This window comes from Rhizobium johnstonii 3841 (assembly GCF_000009265.1).
GTDB lineage: Bacteria > Pseudomonadota > Alphaproteobacteria > Rhizobiales > Rhizobiaceae > Rhizobium > Rhizobium acaciae.
In genome coordinates this window covers 1,544,183-1,559,266 of record NC_008380.1, presented here as the reverse complement: position 1 = coordinate 1,559,266, position 15,084 = coordinate 1,544,183, and the positions used below count along the sequence as shown (strand labels likewise).

The window sequence follows — 15,084 nt, the reverse complement described above, 5'->3', positions numbered from 1 at the left end:
AGGAGAATGTTGATGAAGGCCAAACTCGGCATGTCGCCCATCGCTTGGTGGAACGACGACCTTCCTGAACTCAGCGACGACGTGTCTCTCGAGGAATGCCTGCGGCAGTCCCGAAGTGCTGGCTTTACCGGCATGGAGCAAGGCCGCCGTTTCCCCAGCAATCCCGAGGAGATGCTGCCCATCCTGCGCGCCGCCGACGTGACGCTGTGCGGTGGCTGGTTCTCCGGCACGCTGGTCAATGAGGAGCTTGCCGCCAACAAGGACCGCATCGCGCCGATGATCGCGCTGTTCAAGGCGGTCAATGCACCTTGCATCGTTTATGGCGAAGTCGGTCGCTCCATCCAGGGCGACCGCTCCAAGCCGCTCGCGACCAAGCCGCGCCTTTCCGATGACGAGATGAAGGCCTATGCGCGCCGCGTCACGGAATTCGGGGAATGGTGCGCCGAGCAAGGCATGCCGCTTTCCTATCACCACCACATGGCGGCCGTGGTCGAGACCGAGCCGGAACTCGACGCCTTCATGCGTCATTCGGGCGAAGGCATCCCGCTGCTGCTCGATGCCGGCCATCTCGCCTTTGCCGGCGGCGACGTGCTGCGCGCCATCGGAAACCACCACGCCCGCATCAACCATGTTCACGTCAAGGACATCCGCAAGCCTGTCGTGGATGGGCTGGACCGCAGCCGGCAGTCCTTCCTCGATGCGGTGGCGCTTGGCGCCTTCACGGTGCCGGGCGACGGCTCGCTCGATTTCGGCGCCATCGTCCAGCGGCTTGCCGATCACGGCTATGAAGGCTGGTTTGTCGTCGAGGCCGAACAGGATCCGCGCAAGGCCCCGCCGCAGAAAATGGCCGAGATCGGCCACGCCGAATTGATGCGCGTCATGACGGCCGCGGGCTATACAGTGGAAACGGAAGGCTTCCCCAAGGGATAGCGAGCACAAGACCCCTCCCCACAAGGGGGAGAGGCTGATCAGGACAGCCGGAGCAAGACGCCCCCTCATCCGCCCTCCGGACACCTTTGCCTGGGTTAAGCCACCGGACTCAACCCGTCCTTCGGACCCCCGCTGGGGAGAAGGGGAAAGAGGCGGCGCGGCACATCCCTTCTCCCCTCGGGGAGAAGGTGGCGGCAGCCGGATGAGGGGGGGCCGCACACGCCAATTTACGAGGAGAAACACCAATGCCAAATCTCAAGGTGAAACCATCGGGCACGCATGGCCGCGTCACCCATGTCACCCCGGAAAACGCCGGCTGGACCTATGTCGGCTTCGATCTGCATCGGATGAAGCCGGGCGAGACCGTTTCGGGAGAGACGGGCGATCGCGAAGTCTGCCTCGTCTGGGTGACCGGCAAGGGCAAGGCGTCTGCCGGCACCAAGGATTTCGGCACGCTCGGCGGCCGGATGAACCCGTTCGAGGGCGCGCCGCACGCGCTCTACATCCCGATGGAATCGACATGGTCGGTGACGGCGGAGACCGATCTGGAGCTCGCGGTCTGCTCGGCACCCGGCGGCGGCACCTATCAGGCCAAGGAAATCCCGCCCGGCACGCATCCGCAGGTGACGCGCGGCAAGGGCACGAATGTGCGCTATGTCAACAATATCATGCCGGAAGATGACAGCTCGGCGCATTCGCTGCTGGTCGTCGAGGTGATCACGCCGGGTGGACACACCTCCTCCTATCCGCCGCACAAACACGACCAGGACGATCTGCCGAACGAGAGCTTCCTGGAAGAGACCTATTACCATCGCCTCAACCCGCCGCAGGGCTTCGCTTTCCAGCGCGTCTATACCGACGATCGTTCGCTTGACGAGGCAATGGCGCTCGAGGACGGCGATGTGACGCTGGTGCCGAAGGGCTACCACCCCTGTGCCGCCTGCCATGGCTACGACCTCTATTACCTCAACGTCATGGCCGGGCCGCAGCGGATCTGGAAATTCCACAATGCCGCCGAGCACGAGTGGCTGCTGAAGGCGTAAGCGTCGCGTTCGATCGCTAAATAATCTGACAGCGCGAAGCTGCAACTGATGGTTCACTGCCTCCATCCAAACACGGATGGAGGATCACCATGCACAGCCTGAATTTCACGATACCGGCCCGAAATATTCGCTCTTCGCGTCGTACTCGACCCAGCCTGTTCCCTGCCGCAATCACGGCGGCGCGCTGGCTGGCGCGCAAAATAAACGAACGACGCAACCTGAATGCGTTGATGGAGCTTTCCGACGAACAGCTGAAGGATATCGGCCTTTCCAGGGGGCAGACGGAAAGCGATGTTCATGTCTACAGCCGTTACTAAAGTGCTGTTATAAGTACTGTCGGTTCTGGCCTGTCTGATACGGAATATGCAATGTCCCAGTTCTCAACGGCACCCCTTCTGAAAACGAAGATGGTCACTATTCGTGACATCGTCTGCAATGGCGAGTGCCGTCATAAGAGCGACGAGGAATGCGCCCACAGGACGAGCCTCGTCTATCCCTATCGCGGCGTCTTCATGCGGCATGTCGGCCGCAATGATACGGTGGCGGAAGCCAATCAGGTCTTGTTCTTCAATACCGGCCAGGGATACCGGATCAGCCACCCTATCGAGGGTGGCGACGCCTGCATCGATCTGGCGATCGACGACTCCATGCTCGAAGAGCTTACGCCGAAGGAGCAGGCGCAGCCCGGCCCGCCCTTTTCCTTCCGCCGCCAGCGCCGGCGGATCGATCCGCGCGCGCAGGCGCTGGTTGCGCTCCTGCGCCATGGTCTCAGCCGCAACGTCGCCGAAACACTGGAGGCGGAAATATTGGCGCTGACGCTCGTGCGCCGTTCGCTCGGCGAGCGCACATCGCACGCAGCGGGCGCCAGCGCCGGCCGGCAGAAACTCGTCGACCGGGCAAAGCTGGTGCTTTCCTCCGATCTCGCGCGGCGCTGGACACTTTCGGAAATCGCCACCGAAGTGGGCGTCTCGCCCGTTTATCTCACCCAGGTCTTCCAGCAGGTCGAGGCGACGCCACTTTACCGCTACCAGCTGCGGCTGCGGCTTGCCCGTGCTCTCGATCTGCTTGGCCAATATGAGGATCTGACCGCGCTCGGTCTCGATCTCGGCTTTTCCAGCCACAGCCATTTCAGCGCTTCCTTCAAACAGTCCTTCGGCCAGACTCCGGCCGAATTCCAGCGCTCGGCACAGCTGCGGCGGAAGTAAGAGCCCAGGTCGATCGCTAAAGATTTCGACAGCGCCGATGCCGTCTTCGATGATCTTATGAGCCTGTCCCGATCACGGGACGATCAACGGAGGATCACCAGATGAAGAAGACCACATGTGCTGCCTGCGACTGCGAACTCGGCGCGGAGACCATCACCGTCAAGCTCGGCGGCAAGACTGTCGAGGTCTGCTGCCAGGAATGCGCCGAGGCGCTGAATGAGGCGGAAGCCGCGACATCGGCCGCTTCGGCAGGCAAAGAATAAACAACATGAGACAAGCCGCGCCGGGGTGCGCGGCTTTTGCGTTTCAGGCGGGCAGAAGCCCGTAGCGCCAGCCGCGGCGTTTGGCGTTCTGCGACAGCACCAGGAAAGCAAGGATGAACATGCCTGCCTCGGCAAAGACCGGCACCATCCAGATCCCCTGCTCGCCAAAGACGAAGGGCAGCAGGAAGGTGAGCGGCAGGGTGAGCAGATAGGGCCGCGACAGGCCGAAGATCGCCGCGCGCGGCGCATCGCCGATCGACTGGAAATAGGACGACAGGATCAGCATCTGCCCGAAGAGAAAATAGGCGCCGATCGTCCAGGGCAGAATTCGCCTGACCTCGGCGATAATCGCCGGATCGGCGACGAAGACGGCGCCGAGGCGGCCGGCCAGCAATTCGACGGTGATCTCCACCAGGGTGCAATAGACGAGCGCTGCGAGCATGGCGATCTGCAGGCTGCGGCCGACGCGGAGCCCGAGGCCGGCACCGTGATTGTTGCCGACGATCGTCTGCAGCGCGATGCTGAGGCCAAGCAGCGGCAGATAGGTGAAAGTCATGATCCGGGTGATGATGCCGTAGGCGGCAACAGTCGCGACGTAGTCATGTGTGCTCCAGAGCGAGACATTGAGCAGAATGGCGGCCGAGGCCAGAGATATGCCGATGAAGCCGAGGCTCATCGGCGCGCCGAAGGCGACGATGCCGCGCCATTCGGCAAGAGCCAACCCTCGGGAAGGCCTGAGTATCGCCGGCCGGCGCCAGCGATAGGCGAGCACGGCTGCGAGACAGACGAATTGCGATGCGATGGAGCCGGCTGCCGAACCGAGCACGCCCCAATGCATCACCGCCATGAACAGCCAGTTGGCGAGGATGTTGAGCAGCGAGGCCGACAGCGTCACCAGTGTCATGAAGCCGATCTTGCCTTCGCAGCGCAGCCCATCGAGATGCAGCGACAAGAAGAAGCCGACCGGCGCGCAGGCGGTCATCGCACCCATGAACAGCCTGGCGCCATCGGCCACGGCAGCATTGCCGGCGGCACCGGCATCGATGATCTGCCGGCCCAGCGTCCAGTAGACCAGATTGAGGATGAGGGTAACGGCGAACGCCAGCGCATGCGCGCTGGCAAATACCCGACGCGCGCCTTGACGATCGCCGGCGCCGAGCCGGCGGGCGAGGATGCTTGCCATGCCGTTCGAGACCAGCGATTGTAGGGCGACCAGCAGCATCAGCCCGGGGAAAATCAGGCTGACGGCAGAGAGCGCATCCGGGCCGACATAGGCGCCGAGGAAATAGGCGTCGACGACGGTGAACAGGCCGCTGACGGTGGTGATCGCGACGATCGGTGCCGCCGTTTTGATGAAGACGCCCGGTAGCCAGCCGGTGAGAAAGGCATTGCCTTCAGAAAGATCGGTCATGGAGAAATCCGTGCGATAGCGGGCGAGGCACGATCCGGCTTAAAAATCCTGCGTATCCGGACAGCCTCAAAAGAATGAGAGCAAATTAGAGATCGAGCACCAGATGCGGCACGCCGTTCGAGGTCTTCCGCGGCGACACGCCGTCGGCATCGATCTGCGCGTTCACACGCTGGCGAAAGGCGGAAAAGCTCTCGAAGGTGACGACATCCACCGGCTCGTCGAAATGGATGGTGATCCTGTGGAGGTCGCCGCCCGGCAGGGCCGAAAGCGCCAGAACTTCGCCGGTGAACGGCTGATTGAGATAACGGCCGCGAATATGCGCGCCGACGAAGAGCGGCGTCTTCGGGCTCGCATTGGGCTTTGCCGCAAGGGCCGCGAGCGTGTTCCAATCGCGTGCGCCGTGCTGGCGGGCAATCATTTCTAACGCCGCACTGTGGGTCAGCGTGGTGCCGCGATCGTTCATCGCCTGGCGCAGGCGCCTGGCCCGGGCCTTCAATTCATCAACGGCAGGATAGGTCGTCGTCATGGCGTGAGCCTTCGCAAGGCATGCTCTTCGACTGCGGATGGGAGCTCGCATTGCCGTCAGTCAGCATGCACAAAGGGCCGTGACCATGATCGCGAGGACTTCACCGTGGATTTTCATCCGCGAGCGGCCGGCGCCTCGAACCGGCCTTTGTATGCGCGAACACCGCCGAGATGTCAAGAATGGCGCATCTGCCCGAGGAATGCGCAGCTTTGGGGCAAATCTGCACGAAATCGGTGCGATTTTCCCGCGGCTTTCACATATGCATTCAATCTTAACGGTGTTCTTCAGCAAATGTCAGCATTCTTCGGCTAATATCCTGTCGTATTACAAGCGGAGGCTAAAAGGGCCTTTCAGATGCACCTCGACACAGAACACCCCAAGCCGGAACGTGCTTACAGGGAATTCAATCTCGACAGACCCGGCAACATCATCTTCGTCGGCCATCACCTCAGCACCGGAACGCAGGTGCGCTGCCTGATCCGCACGATCACGCTTGCCGGCGCATTGCTCGAAGTCAGCCCGAACCTGGAAATGCCGAGCCATTTCTTCCTCGAAATCCTCGGCATCCATGACGAGATCGGTGCGACCGTGGTCAAGCGCGAAGCCGAATTGGTGACGATCAGCTTCAACATGCTGATCAATCCGGAATTCCTGCACCACGTGTTGCGATTGAACTTCGAAACCTGAGGCTTTTTCCGATCCGCGAATCATCGCGGCGCGTCGCCTTTGTTTCGCCGCTCCGTCTTGCGGCGAGACGCGCGATGATCGGTACGGCCCAGAGAAATCCGCGCCATTCCGGACGATCGAGCGGATCGGCCAAGGGATCATGGCGGATCCGGCGATTGCCGATTTCGATTTCCCTAAAGAGAACAACCCAGTTGAGATCCATTGCTGCATTCTCCATCTATTTGGCTCAGGCACTTGAGCTAAGCCTTCGCGCCCTTCCGATGTAGAGGCGCTGGGGAAAGGGGGTTTTCATCCATGAAAGATGCAAGCTGGGACGACCTGCAGCTTTTCTTCCATGTTGCGACCGGCGGCGGGCTTTCGGCGGCGGCGGCGAGCACCGGGCTCAGCGCGCCGACGATCGGCCGGCGCATGCTGGCGCTCGAACGGGTGACGGGCCGCTCGCTCTTCAGCCGCGGCCCCACCGGTTATCTGCTCGCCAAGGACGGGCAGGAGCTGCTCGATCGCGTCCGGCTGATGCAGGATGCGGCGCGTGCGATCTCCGACTGGCGCGGCGAGGTGCTGACGCTGCCGATCGTCTCGACGGCCGCCGACAGCTGGACCTCGCGCTTCGTCGCCGACCATCTGGCCAGCGTCTGGACGCCGAAGGACAGCTTCCGCATGTGCTACAAGACCTGCGATGCGAGTGTCGATTTCACCTATCGCGAGGCGCATATCGCCATTCGCCACAGCCGGCCGGAGAGCGGCAACGTCGCGATCCGCCGTTCGGTCAAGGTGGCGCATGCGGCTTATCAGGCGGCCGGCTATGACGAGAAAAACTGCAACTGGATCTCGCTCGGCACAGATACCGCCATCACGCCAGCGGACAAATGGACGTTCGAACAGCCGGATTCCTGGATCACCAGCTGGACGAACACGCCGCATATGCTCTTTTACCTGATCCGCGGCGGTGCCGGCCGCGGCGTGCTCCCCTGTTTCATCGGCGATCAGGAGCGCAGGCTCGTCCGCGCCGGGCCTGTCATCGAGGAACTGACCTACGACATGTGGATCGTTGCGCATGACGACGAGCGGCAGCGGCCAGAAGTCAGGATCGTCATCGACCGCCTGGCGGCGCTCTTTGCCGATCATGAAGACCTGTTTGCCGGGCATAAGGCAGCGACATAAGAAAACGCGGGCCGTTCGACCCGCGTTCACTGAGCTTGCTAACCGGCTCAGGCGGCGAGATGCCGCTCGATCTCATCGACAGGCATATTGGTATAGTCTTTGGCCAATTCCAGGGAGATCGCTGCTTGCGTATCGGCGCTGAGCGCCGGCCGCAGCGCGCCGAGTGCTTTCGGCGGCGCAACGAGGACGATGCGGCGGACATCCTTTTCCTGCGCCAGCTCATCCAGCCTTTCCGCGACCTGTTTCAGGAATTGGGCTTCGGCCTGATCCTGCCAGTTGGTCTCCTCGACAGCACTGCGGCTGAAGCCATCGGCGGCATGGCTGCGGCCGGGCTTGTCGGCGCCGATCTCGCGGTCGGGCTCGCTCGGCTGCGTTAGAGTTTCCAGCACCTTCAGGTTCATGAGCTGGGCATCGCCGGCATTCTGCATGATCAGAGCCTTGGCTCCGTTGCAGACCACGACCCATGATTTCCAAGGGATTTTGACGTCGGTCATCTTCAACTCCTCGCTGTCGTTATTCGAAGCGCGCCGTGCTTCATCGATCAAGGCACAACGCTCGGCCATTGAAAGAGTTCGGGAAAATTGCACCGAAATCGAACGGGGCGGCGATCCGGCCGACCCTTGCTGCGTAGAAAGGCCAAGCTCGGGAGATTGACGATGAAGACATCACTGCTTGCCTATGCCGGCACCTTTCTCACCCTTCTCGTCTGTGACGGGATATGGCTCGGCCTCATCGCCCGCAACTTCTACCGCGACCAACTGGGAGCGCTGATGCTGCCCTCGCCCAATCTGGCGGTCGGCGCACTGTTCTACCTGTTCTTCGCCGCCGCGGTGGTTGTGCTTGCCGTGCTGCCGGCCCTATCGACAGGCTCGATCACCACCGCGTTTCTCCACGGTGCCATTCTGGGACTGGCGGCCTATGGCACTTATGACATCACCAATCTCGCCACGCTTCGCAACTGGCCGCTCGCCATGAGCCTGGTCGACATGGCCGGGGGCACGGCTCTGACGGCGCTGACTGCCGCCGGCGGATATTTTGCCGTCAGATTTTTTGGCTGAAACGGAAGCCTGGAGATGAAAGCCCGCGTCCCGATAATGAACATCGGGCGTCCCGCTTGGGAACAAAGTTTAAACTCGTTAAAATTGTAATTTTATCTTTGACGAATGTGCAAAACATTCATGTGACCTTGGTTGGAGCAAGACCCCAGCTTGAATGAAATCAAGACCAGACTTGCTCGCGATCAAGACCAGCTTGCTCGTGATCAAGACCCCAAATGTGCCCTGTCTGACGGAGAATGTGAATGACTATGCTCCGCGCTACACACCTTGCCACGGTCAAATCCGCTGTCTACGACCTGCGCTGGGAAGAGTTCAACGTCAAGCGACCCGCCCGCATCGTCGCTGTCCGCCCGTGCCTGACCGGTGTGTCGATGCGAAGCGCCGAGATCATCGATATCTCGCAGGGCGGCGCCACCTTCATCGTCTCGACCACGGCCGGCCTGCCGAAGCATTATTATCTCAACATTCTTGGCCTCGCCTATCGGATCGGCTGCGCCGAGGTCTATCGCCATAAGGAACGCATCGGGGTGCGGTTCATCAACATCATGGACCCCGAGGTTCTGCGCCGCGTCGTCCGCACCGATTTCATGATCGGCAACATGGAAGCAATCGACGCCCGACGTGCGCCGATCTTCCGCGCGTGAACAGGCCGACGACACGCGCGGCGCTGCCGTTGCGGAAATAATCTTGCTTGCGTTGGCCGTGCCCGGGCCTATTGTTGCGCCGATTGTCAATATGTCCGGGAAACTACCTTCGCATGTCCGCCTTTTCGCGCTTCACACCTCTTGCCAGCGCCCTCCCCTCCACAGTTCCCTTCGTCGGCCCCGAGGCGATCGAGCGCCAGCGCGGACTTGCCGTTTCGGCACGCATCGGCGCCAATGAGAACGGCTTCGGCCCAGCCGCTTCCGTGTTTGCAGCGATGCGCGAAGAGGCCGGCAATATCTGGAAATACAATGATCCGGAGAATTTCGCGCTCCGGGAGGCGCTTGCCGCCCATCTCGGCATCTCGGCCGCCAATATCGCCATCGGCAGCGGCATCGACGAATTGCTCGGCCAGATCGTCCGGCTGGTGATCGAGCCGGGCGCGCCCGTCGTTACCTCGCTCGGCGCCTATCCGACCTTCAATTTCCATGTCGCCGGTTTCGGCGGCCGGTTGGTGACCGTTCCCTACGCAAACGACCGCGAGGATCTCGAGGGGCTGCTCGATGCGGTGAAACGCGAGAATGCGCCGCTCGTCTATTTCGCCAATCCCGACAATCCGATGGGAAGCTGGTGGGATGCCGACAGCATCGTCGCTTTCGCCCGTGCGCTGCCCGAGACGACGCTGATGGTGCTCGACGAGGCCTATAGCGAGACGGGGCCGGCGGGTTCGCTGCCGTCGATCTCCTCGCTCATCGAGCTGCCGAACGTCGTTCGCACCCGCACCTTCTCCAAGGCCTACGGACTTGCCGGCTCACGCACCGGCTACGCGATCTCAACGGCAGGCACGGCACAGGCCTTCGACAAGATCCGCAACCATTTCGGCATGAACCGGCTGGCGACGGCAGCAGCGCTCGCGGCGCTGAAGGACCAGGCCTATCTCGTCGAGGTGGTCGGGAAAATCCATGCGGGCCGGGAGCGGATCGGCGGCATTGCCCGGGCGAACGGCCTTCAACCGTTGCCCTCGGCGACGAATTTCGTGGCGATCGACGCCGGCCGCGACGGCGCTTATGCCAGGGCGATCGTCGACGGGCTGATGGAGCACGGCGTCTTCATCCGCATGCCTGGCGTGGCGCCGCTCAATCGCTGCATTCGCGTCAGCGTCGGGCCGGAGACGGATATGGCGCTGCTCGAAGAGACACTGCCGCAGGTCCTGAAACAGATCCGCCGATAAAGCGAAGAACCGCGGCCGGTGGAGGATCCGGTCGCGGTTCCGTTCTCCCGGCGTCGGCCCCGTCCAAAGCGCCCCGCCAGCCCCTCTTTTTGAGGTTGTTATTGCTGCTTTGTCGAATTCCTGATCGGAGGCAGTGTTAGACGCGATTCCGGACGGAAAACCGCTTCGCACTTTTCCTGGAATTGCTCTAGGGGCTGTTGAGAATCATCTTGAGTTTATAACGGCTGCCGCGAGGTGAATGATTGCGCTGAAACTTTGGTCGGTTTTGTCCGCTCGCATTGCAATGCGTTTGAACTCTTTGAGTTTGCAGAAGAAATTCTCGATGAGGTGCCGCCATTTGTAGATTTCGCTGTCGAGTGGAAGAGGTGCTTTTCGTCGTGGATGCTGGGAGATGACGACCTTAGCTCCACGCTCGTTTAAATCAGCGACGATTTGGTTGCTGTCGAAGGCCTTGTCAGCGATCAGCCCGTCAAAACCAATGCCATCGATGAGCGGAGCAACGCCCACCGTGTCGAAGCGATGACCGGGCAGAAGAACAAAGCGTACGAGATTTCCAAGTGCGTCAGTCAACGCAAGGATCTTGGTCGTCATGCCGCCCTTCGAACGCCCTATAGCCTGGCTCTGAGTCCCCCTTTTGAGCCCTGTCCGTGGCGGTGGACCTTGACGATGGTGGCGTCAACCATGGCATATTCCATGTCAGGCTCATCTGAGCAGACCTCAAAAAGCCTTGTGAAAACATCGGCTTTGACCCAATCGCGATACCGTTTGTAGATCGTGTTCCAGTTTCCAAAAACCGTGGGAAGATCTCGCCACGGGCTTCCTGTACGCACAATCCAAAGAATTGCCTCGATGAAGCGCCGGTTGTTGCTGCCACTTCGGCCGGGATCAGACGGCTTGCCGTGGCAATGTGGTTCCATTTTCGCCCATTGGGCGTCCGTCAGCACAAATCGTTCCATCTGCAGCTTGAATCACAAACAAGCCCCAGAAGAAACCCTGAACCTCAACAGCCCCTAGTGAACCGTCATCCACTCGCGGGCGGCGCGCAGCGCTGCTGCGAGCTGCATCTTGTCCATGGCGGCGGCCACGTCGGCGCGAAGCTCGGCAGCGCGATCGTTGCCCTTGATTGCGGCGATGTTCAGCCATTTGTGGGCAGCAACGAGATCGACTTTGCAGCCGCGGCCGGTCGCATACATCAGACCCATTTCGCAGAAGACATCGGCGCTGTTGTTGTCGCCACCCATGGTGGCCGTTTCAGCATTGTGCATTTCAAAGCGTGCCATCGGTTTTATCCCTGTTAGCCTGTTTATGACTTACCCTGTTTTACCTCTGGGCCTTGCCGTCTATAGCGGCTTGCGGCCCTTGCGGTCCGGCGGGTTTGCCCCGCTCGTTTGATGGCTTCACTATGCCAAGCGGCCTTCAAAAAACGCCTAAAATGCATGATTAATTTGCGACAAACAAAGTGCAAATGCTTGGTAAATTTGGATTTTTGTTAAACATCAGATTCCTTGCGAATTAAGGATTTTCGCTCGAATTTTACGAAAGATTCAGATTTGAAAATAAACGGATCATTCATCATGAAATCAGCAGGCGATATCTTTACAAGCTCGCCGCATGGCTTTTTTCTCCCGTTTCACCCGATCCGCAGAACAGCGATCGCCTTATTTACCTTTACGTTCGCGTCAGTTATTTTCGCGACGATCAAGGACATCATGGAGGAAAAGATGATCCGTAGCTTCGTTCTCGCCGGCGTCATAACAGTCGCGGGTATCGCCCATGCCGAGGAGCCGATCGTCGGCAACTGGAAGACGGCCGCCGGCGATACGGCGGTGATCGCATCCTGCGGCGGCAGTTATTGCGTGACGCTGAAGACCGGCAAATATGCCGGCCGAAAGATCGGCACGCTTGCGGGAACCGGCGGCAGCTATGCTGGTGAGATCACCGACCCGGCGGCCGAGAAGACCTATAGCGGCGCAGGCAAGGTTTCCGGCAATTCGCTGAGGATGCAGGGCTGCGTGATGAAGATCCTCTGCAAGTCGCAGACCTGGACGCGGCTCTGAAGCCATAGGGCGCCTGCGCAACGATCCCAAATGCAGAAGCATGCCGACGACACGGCGGCATGCTTCGAAGCCCCTTGCGGCCTCCTCCGCTACGCCACCCGGCGAAGTCGAATGGCGTCGAACTCCCCGGCGAACCCCTCCTGATCCTCTCCGCAACCTGGCCGAGCCTGTCTGGCAAGCTGAACGGCGGATGAACCGGCATCTCAGCACTCGTTCAGCCGTCGCATGCCAAAACTCTTCTCACGATAGAGTTGCGTATCGGGGGCAAGGCAATGAACCACTATATTCTGGCAAGACGCCTTAGCATCATCACACTGTTTGCGGCGATCTTCGCGGTCACGTTTTCGGCAGTCGTGGTGCATAATGGCGGCGGCGGCGCGCAGTCGCATTTCGGGGCGAACTACACCTGCCTGGAGAGAAGCGGCACCTTCTGCGCGCCTGCGGTGCGGTGAGTAAAGCGCATCGCGATGCGCTTTGAGTCTTTGGTTTATGCATGTCGTTGTCTCAAAACCGCTGCGCACGTTGGGCAAGAGGTATTCGCACCAGACGCGCAAGAAGATAAAAAATCGGAATCCGCCGGCGCGCGTCGTTTGCTTGTCAAGAACAACTCTCTATAATGCGTCATGAACAAACGAATCTCCCTTTTGTCGCCCCTCGACACATCCTCTCCACCGCCTTTCCAGCCTCAGAGCTTCGATGATCCCGCCAAGGCGGTCGAGACGCTGACAGCGCTTTACGAGCGCAACACGGCGTTCCTCATCCAGAACTTTGCCGAACTTGCGCAGGGCGCTCCGATCTCCTCCCGCTACCGCGCTTTCTATCCGCAGGTCAGCATCGAGACGACAAGTTTCGGCCATGTCGATTCGCGGCTTTCCTATGGTCACGTCACGGCACCCGGCATCTATACGACGACTGTCACCCGTCCGAAGCTCTTCAAGCATTACCTTAACGAGCAGCTGGCGCTCTTGATGAAGAGCCACAATATTCCTGTCATCGTCTCGGAATCGACGACGCCGATCCCCTTGCACTTCGCCTTCGGCGAGGGTGCGCATGTGGAAGCATCGACGACCGCATTCGTCGACATTCCGATGCGCGATATCTTCGACACGCCCGACCTCAACACCACCGACGACGAGATTGCCAATGGCGAATATATCCCGCCGCCGGGAGAGCCCTCGCCGCTTGCGCCGTTCACCGCGCAACGCATCGACTATTCCCTTGCCCGCTTGTCGCATTACACGGCGACGCATGCCGAGCATTTCCAGAATTTCGTGCTGTTTACGAACTACCAGTTCTATATCGACGAATTCTGCAGCTGGGCGCGCAAGCTGATGGCGGAGGACAGCGACGGCTATACCGCCTTCGTCGAGCCCGGCAATGTCGTCACCCTGCCCGGCTCGAACGCGCCGGAAACGGATGCTGCCCTCGCCCGCCTGCCGCAGATGCCGGCCTATCATCTGAAGAAGAAGGGCCATGCCGGGATCACCATGATCAATATCGGCGTCGGCCCCTCCAACGCCAAGACGATCACCGACCACGTCGCCGTGCTGCGCCCGCATGCCTGGCTGATGCTCGGCCACTGCGCCGGTCTTCGCAACAGTCAGCGGCTCGGCGATTATGTTCTCGCCCATGCCTATATGCGCGAGGATCATGTTCTCGACGACGACCTGCCGATCTGGGTGCCGATCCCGGCGCTGGCCGAAGTGCAGGTGGCGCTGGAAGCGGCCGTTGCCGAAATCACCGGCTATGAGGGCTTCGAGCTGAAGCGCATCATGCGCACCGGAACCGTCGGCACGATCGATAATCGCAACTGGGAACTGCGCGACCAGCGCGGGCCGGTGAAGCGGCTCTCCCAGGCGCGCGCGATCGCGCTCGACATGGAATCGGCAACGATCGCCGCCAACGGCTTCCGCTTCCGCGTGCCCTATGGCACGCTGCTCTGCGTCTCCGACAAGCCGCTGCACGGCGAATTGAAACTGCCGGGCATGGCGACGGCCTTCTACCGCACGCAGGTCAACCAGCATCTGCAGATCGGCATCCGCGCCGTCCAGAAGCTTGCCGCCATGCCGAAGGAAGCGCTGCATTCACGCAAGCTGCGCAGCTTCTTCGAAACGGCCTTCCAATAGGCCGTTTCCTCATCTGCCCGTCACGACAGGCGCCGACCCCTCGGCCAGCATCTGCGGCCTGCCGGCGGCAAGGTTCAGCCCAGCGATCAGCAGGGTGAAGGCCACGAAGACATATGCGATGCGCAGAAGAACCTTCAGCGCATCGGCATCGTCGAGTACCAGCTGACGCTTTTCACGGCGGCGTGCCCAGATCTGGCTTGCCAGGGCGATTTCAAGAATGCTCATTTCAGTTCTCCTCGACAGGTTTCGATGAAGCCTTGTCGAGTGCTGCCTTGCGATTTCGACACTTCGTTCGCACAAAAAAATTTCGCCGCTGTCGAAATGCGTGCAGATCGTTCGTCCATAATTATAGGAACAGAGCAAGGAGGCTGCCCGCAATGAAATATCTCTGCCAGGTCTGGTTCGATGGCGGGATACTCGACGCCATGACGAAAGAAGAGAAGGCCGAACTCGACACCAATTCCTTGAACTATGACAAGGACCTCGTCGACCGCGGGCATATGATCGTCGCCCAGGCGTTGCAGCCGCCAAAATCGGCGGTGACCGTACGGGTGCGCAATGGCGATACATCGGTGACGGACGGTCCCTTCGCCGAGACGAAGGAGTCGCTCGGCGGCTTTATCCTGATCGAGGCCAAGGATCTCAACGAAGCGATCCGCATTGCCGCGGGCATCCCGCTGGCCAGGCTCGGCGCGATCGAAGTGCGGCCAATCCACGAATTCGGAGCTAAGTGAGGAGAGACCA

The 15,084-nt window shown here is 60.6% G+C and carries 21 protein-coding genes; 14 read left to right on the top strand and 7 right to left on the bottom strand.

From position 1 onward, the window contains the following. Positions 1 to 12 precede the first annotated feature (12 nt). From iolE to RL_RS40095, 5 genes are all read left to right on the top strand, one after another. Positions 13 to 930 (top strand): myo-inosose-2 dehydratase, encoded by a 918-nt coding sequence (gene iolE / locus RL_RS07755; RefSeq protein WP_026158607.1) that lies wholly within the window; start codon positions 13 to 15, stop codon positions 928 to 930. Between the two features lie 245 nt (positions 931 to 1,175). Beyond that, positions 1,176 to 1,973 (top strand): 5-deoxy-glucuronate isomerase, encoded by a 798-nt coding sequence (gene iolB / locus RL_RS07750; RefSeq protein ID WP_003558056.1) that lies wholly within the window; start codon positions 1,176 to 1,178, stop codon positions 1,971 to 1,973. Positions 1,974 to 2,062: 89 nt separating this feature from the next. Further along, positions 2,063 to 2,290, top strand: a complete 228-nt coding sequence (locus tag RL_RS07745; protein ID WP_011651187.1) for a DUF1127 domain-containing protein — start codon at positions 2,063 to 2,065, stop codon at positions 2,288 to 2,290. A gap of 51 nt (positions 2,291 to 2,341) precedes the next feature. Further along, positions 2,342 to 3,178, top strand: coding sequence for a helix-turn-helix transcriptional regulator (locus tag RL_RS07740; RefSeq protein ID WP_011651186.1), 837 nt, complete (start codon positions 2,342 to 2,344; stop codon positions 3,176 to 3,178). A gap of 101 nt (positions 3,179 to 3,279) precedes the next feature. Further along, positions 3,280 to 3,441: a hypothetical protein gene (locus tag RL_RS40095; RefSeq protein ID WP_003587616.1), complete on the top strand. Its 162-nt coding sequence runs from the start codon at positions 3,280 to 3,282 to the stop codon at positions 3,439 to 3,441. Between the two features lie 43 nt (positions 3,442 to 3,484). Here RL_RS40095 and RL_RS07735 read toward each other — a convergent pair whose 3' ends face one another. Both RL_RS07735 and RL_RS07730 read right to left on the bottom strand, forming a co-directional pair. Continuing rightward, positions 3,485 to 4,852: an MATE family efflux transporter gene (locus tag RL_RS07735; RefSeq protein ID WP_011651185.1), complete on the bottom strand. Its 1,368-nt coding sequence runs from the start codon at positions 4,850 to 4,852 to the stop codon at positions 3,485 to 3,487. A gap of 85 nt (positions 4,853 to 4,937) precedes the next feature. Beyond that, positions 4,938 to 5,378 (bottom strand): glyoxalase superfamily protein, encoded by a 441-nt coding sequence (locus RL_RS07730; protein WP_011651184.1) that lies wholly within the window; start codon positions 5,376 to 5,378, stop codon positions 4,938 to 4,940. 354 nt (positions 5,379 to 5,732) lie between these two features. Here RL_RS07730 and RL_RS07725 point away from each other — a divergent pair, with 354 nt between their 5' ends. Beyond that, a complete protein-coding gene (locus RL_RS07725) occupies positions 5,733 to 6,065 on the top strand; it encodes a hypothetical protein (protein ID WP_011651183.1) in 333 nt (110 codons plus the stop codon). Here RL_RS07725 and RL_RS40480 read toward each other — a convergent pair. Further along, entirely contained in the window at positions 6,016 to 6,267 is a 252-nt protein-coding gene (locus tag RL_RS40480) for a hypothetical protein (RefSeq protein WP_026158606.1), read from the bottom strand. The genes RL_RS07725 and RL_RS40480 overlap by 50 nt on opposite strands. A 92-nt stretch (positions 6,268 to 6,359) precedes the next feature. Here RL_RS40480 and RL_RS07715 point away from each other — a divergent pair, with 92 nt between their 5' ends. After that, on the top strand, positions 6,360 to 7,226 hold the full coding sequence (locus tag RL_RS07715; protein ID WP_011651182.1) for a LysR family transcriptional regulator: 867 nt from the start codon (positions 6,360 to 6,362) through the stop codon (positions 7,224 to 7,226). A 47-nt stretch (positions 7,227 to 7,273) separates the two neighbouring features. Here the strand turns inward: RL_RS07715 and RL_RS07710 are convergent, their stop codons facing one another. After that, positions 7,274 to 7,720, bottom strand: coding sequence for a host attachment protein (locus RL_RS07710; protein WP_011651181.1), 447 nt, complete (start codon positions 7,718 to 7,720; stop codon positions 7,274 to 7,276). 162 nt (positions 7,721 to 7,882) lie between these two features. Here RL_RS07710 and RL_RS07705 point away from each other — a divergent pair, with 162 nt between their 5' ends. The 3 genes from RL_RS07705 (at position 7,883) to RL_RS07695 (ending at position 10,157) form a co-directional block, all read left to right on the top strand. Then, the gene (locus tag RL_RS07705) at positions 7,883 to 8,284 is read left to right on the top strand and encodes a DUF2177 family protein (RefSeq protein WP_011651180.1); all 402 of its coding nucleotides are present in this window, start codon (positions 7,883 to 7,885) and stop codon (positions 8,282 to 8,284) included. Between the two features lie 242 nt (positions 8,285 to 8,526). Beyond that, the gene (locus RL_RS07700) at positions 8,527 to 8,928 is read left to right on the top strand and encodes a hypothetical protein (RefSeq protein ID WP_003546879.1); all 402 of its coding nucleotides are present in this window, start codon (positions 8,527 to 8,529) and stop codon (positions 8,926 to 8,928) included. A 113-nt stretch (positions 8,929 to 9,041) separates the two neighbouring features. Continuing rightward, positions 9,042 to 10,157, top strand: a complete 1,116-nt coding sequence (locus RL_RS07695) for a pyridoxal phosphate-dependent aminotransferase (protein WP_011651179.1) — start codon at positions 9,042 to 9,044, stop codon at positions 10,155 to 10,157. A 204-nt stretch (positions 10,158 to 10,361) separates the two neighbouring features. On the opposite strand, the gene RL_RS39025 is transcribed toward RL_RS07695, so the two are convergent. Both RL_RS39025 and RL_RS07685 read right to left on the bottom strand, forming a co-directional pair. Beyond that, positions 10,362 to 11,113 (bottom strand): IS5 family transposase gene (locus RL_RS39025; RefSeq protein ID WP_122330842.1). Its coding sequence is split into 2 segments (ribosomal slippage): positions 10,362 to 10,783 and positions 10,783 to 11,113, totalling 753 coding nucleotides; the frame shifts between segments, so codons are not numbered across the junction. 54 nt (positions 11,114 to 11,167) lie between these two features. Beyond that, positions 11,168 to 11,437: an SEL1-like repeat protein gene (locus tag RL_RS07685; protein ID WP_011651177.1), complete on the bottom strand. Its 270-nt coding sequence runs from the start codon at positions 11,435 to 11,437 to the stop codon at positions 11,168 to 11,170. 441 nt (positions 11,438 to 11,878) lie between these two features. Between RL_RS07685 and RL_RS07680 the strand changes: the two genes are divergently transcribed. From RL_RS07680 to RL_RS07670, 3 genes are all read left to right on the top strand, one after another. Continuing rightward, entirely contained in the window at positions 11,879 to 12,214 is a 336-nt protein-coding gene (locus tag RL_RS07680) for a DUF2147 domain-containing protein (protein WP_011651176.1), read from the top strand. Between the two features lie 272 nt (positions 12,215 to 12,486). Beyond that, positions 12,487 to 12,666 carry a hypothetical protein gene (locus RL_RS07675; protein WP_028741487.1) on the top strand — a complete coding sequence of 60 codons (180 nt, stop codon included), beginning with the start codon at positions 12,487 to 12,489 and terminating at the stop codon, positions 12,664 to 12,666. A gap of 171 nt (positions 12,667 to 12,837) precedes the next feature. Then, the gene (locus RL_RS07670) at positions 12,838 to 14,340 is read left to right on the top strand and encodes an AMP nucleosidase (RefSeq protein ID WP_011651175.1); all 1,503 of its coding nucleotides are present in this window, start codon (positions 12,838 to 12,840) and stop codon (positions 14,338 to 14,340) included. 9 nt (positions 14,341 to 14,349) lie between these two features. Here RL_RS07670 and RL_RS07665 read toward each other — a convergent pair whose 3' ends face one another. Further along, positions 14,350 to 14,565: a hypothetical protein gene (locus RL_RS07665; RefSeq protein WP_225510320.1), complete on the bottom strand. Its 216-nt coding sequence runs from the start codon at positions 14,563 to 14,565 to the stop codon at positions 14,350 to 14,352. A 152-nt stretch (positions 14,566 to 14,717) separates the two neighbouring features. Here RL_RS07665 and RL_RS07660 point away from each other — a divergent pair, with 152 nt between their 5' ends. After that, complete coding sequence (locus RL_RS07660) at positions 14,718 to 15,074, top strand: YciI family protein (protein WP_011651173.1); 357 nt, start codon at positions 14,718 to 14,720, stop codon at positions 15,072 to 15,074. Positions 15,075 to 15,084: the final 10 nt, after the last annotated feature.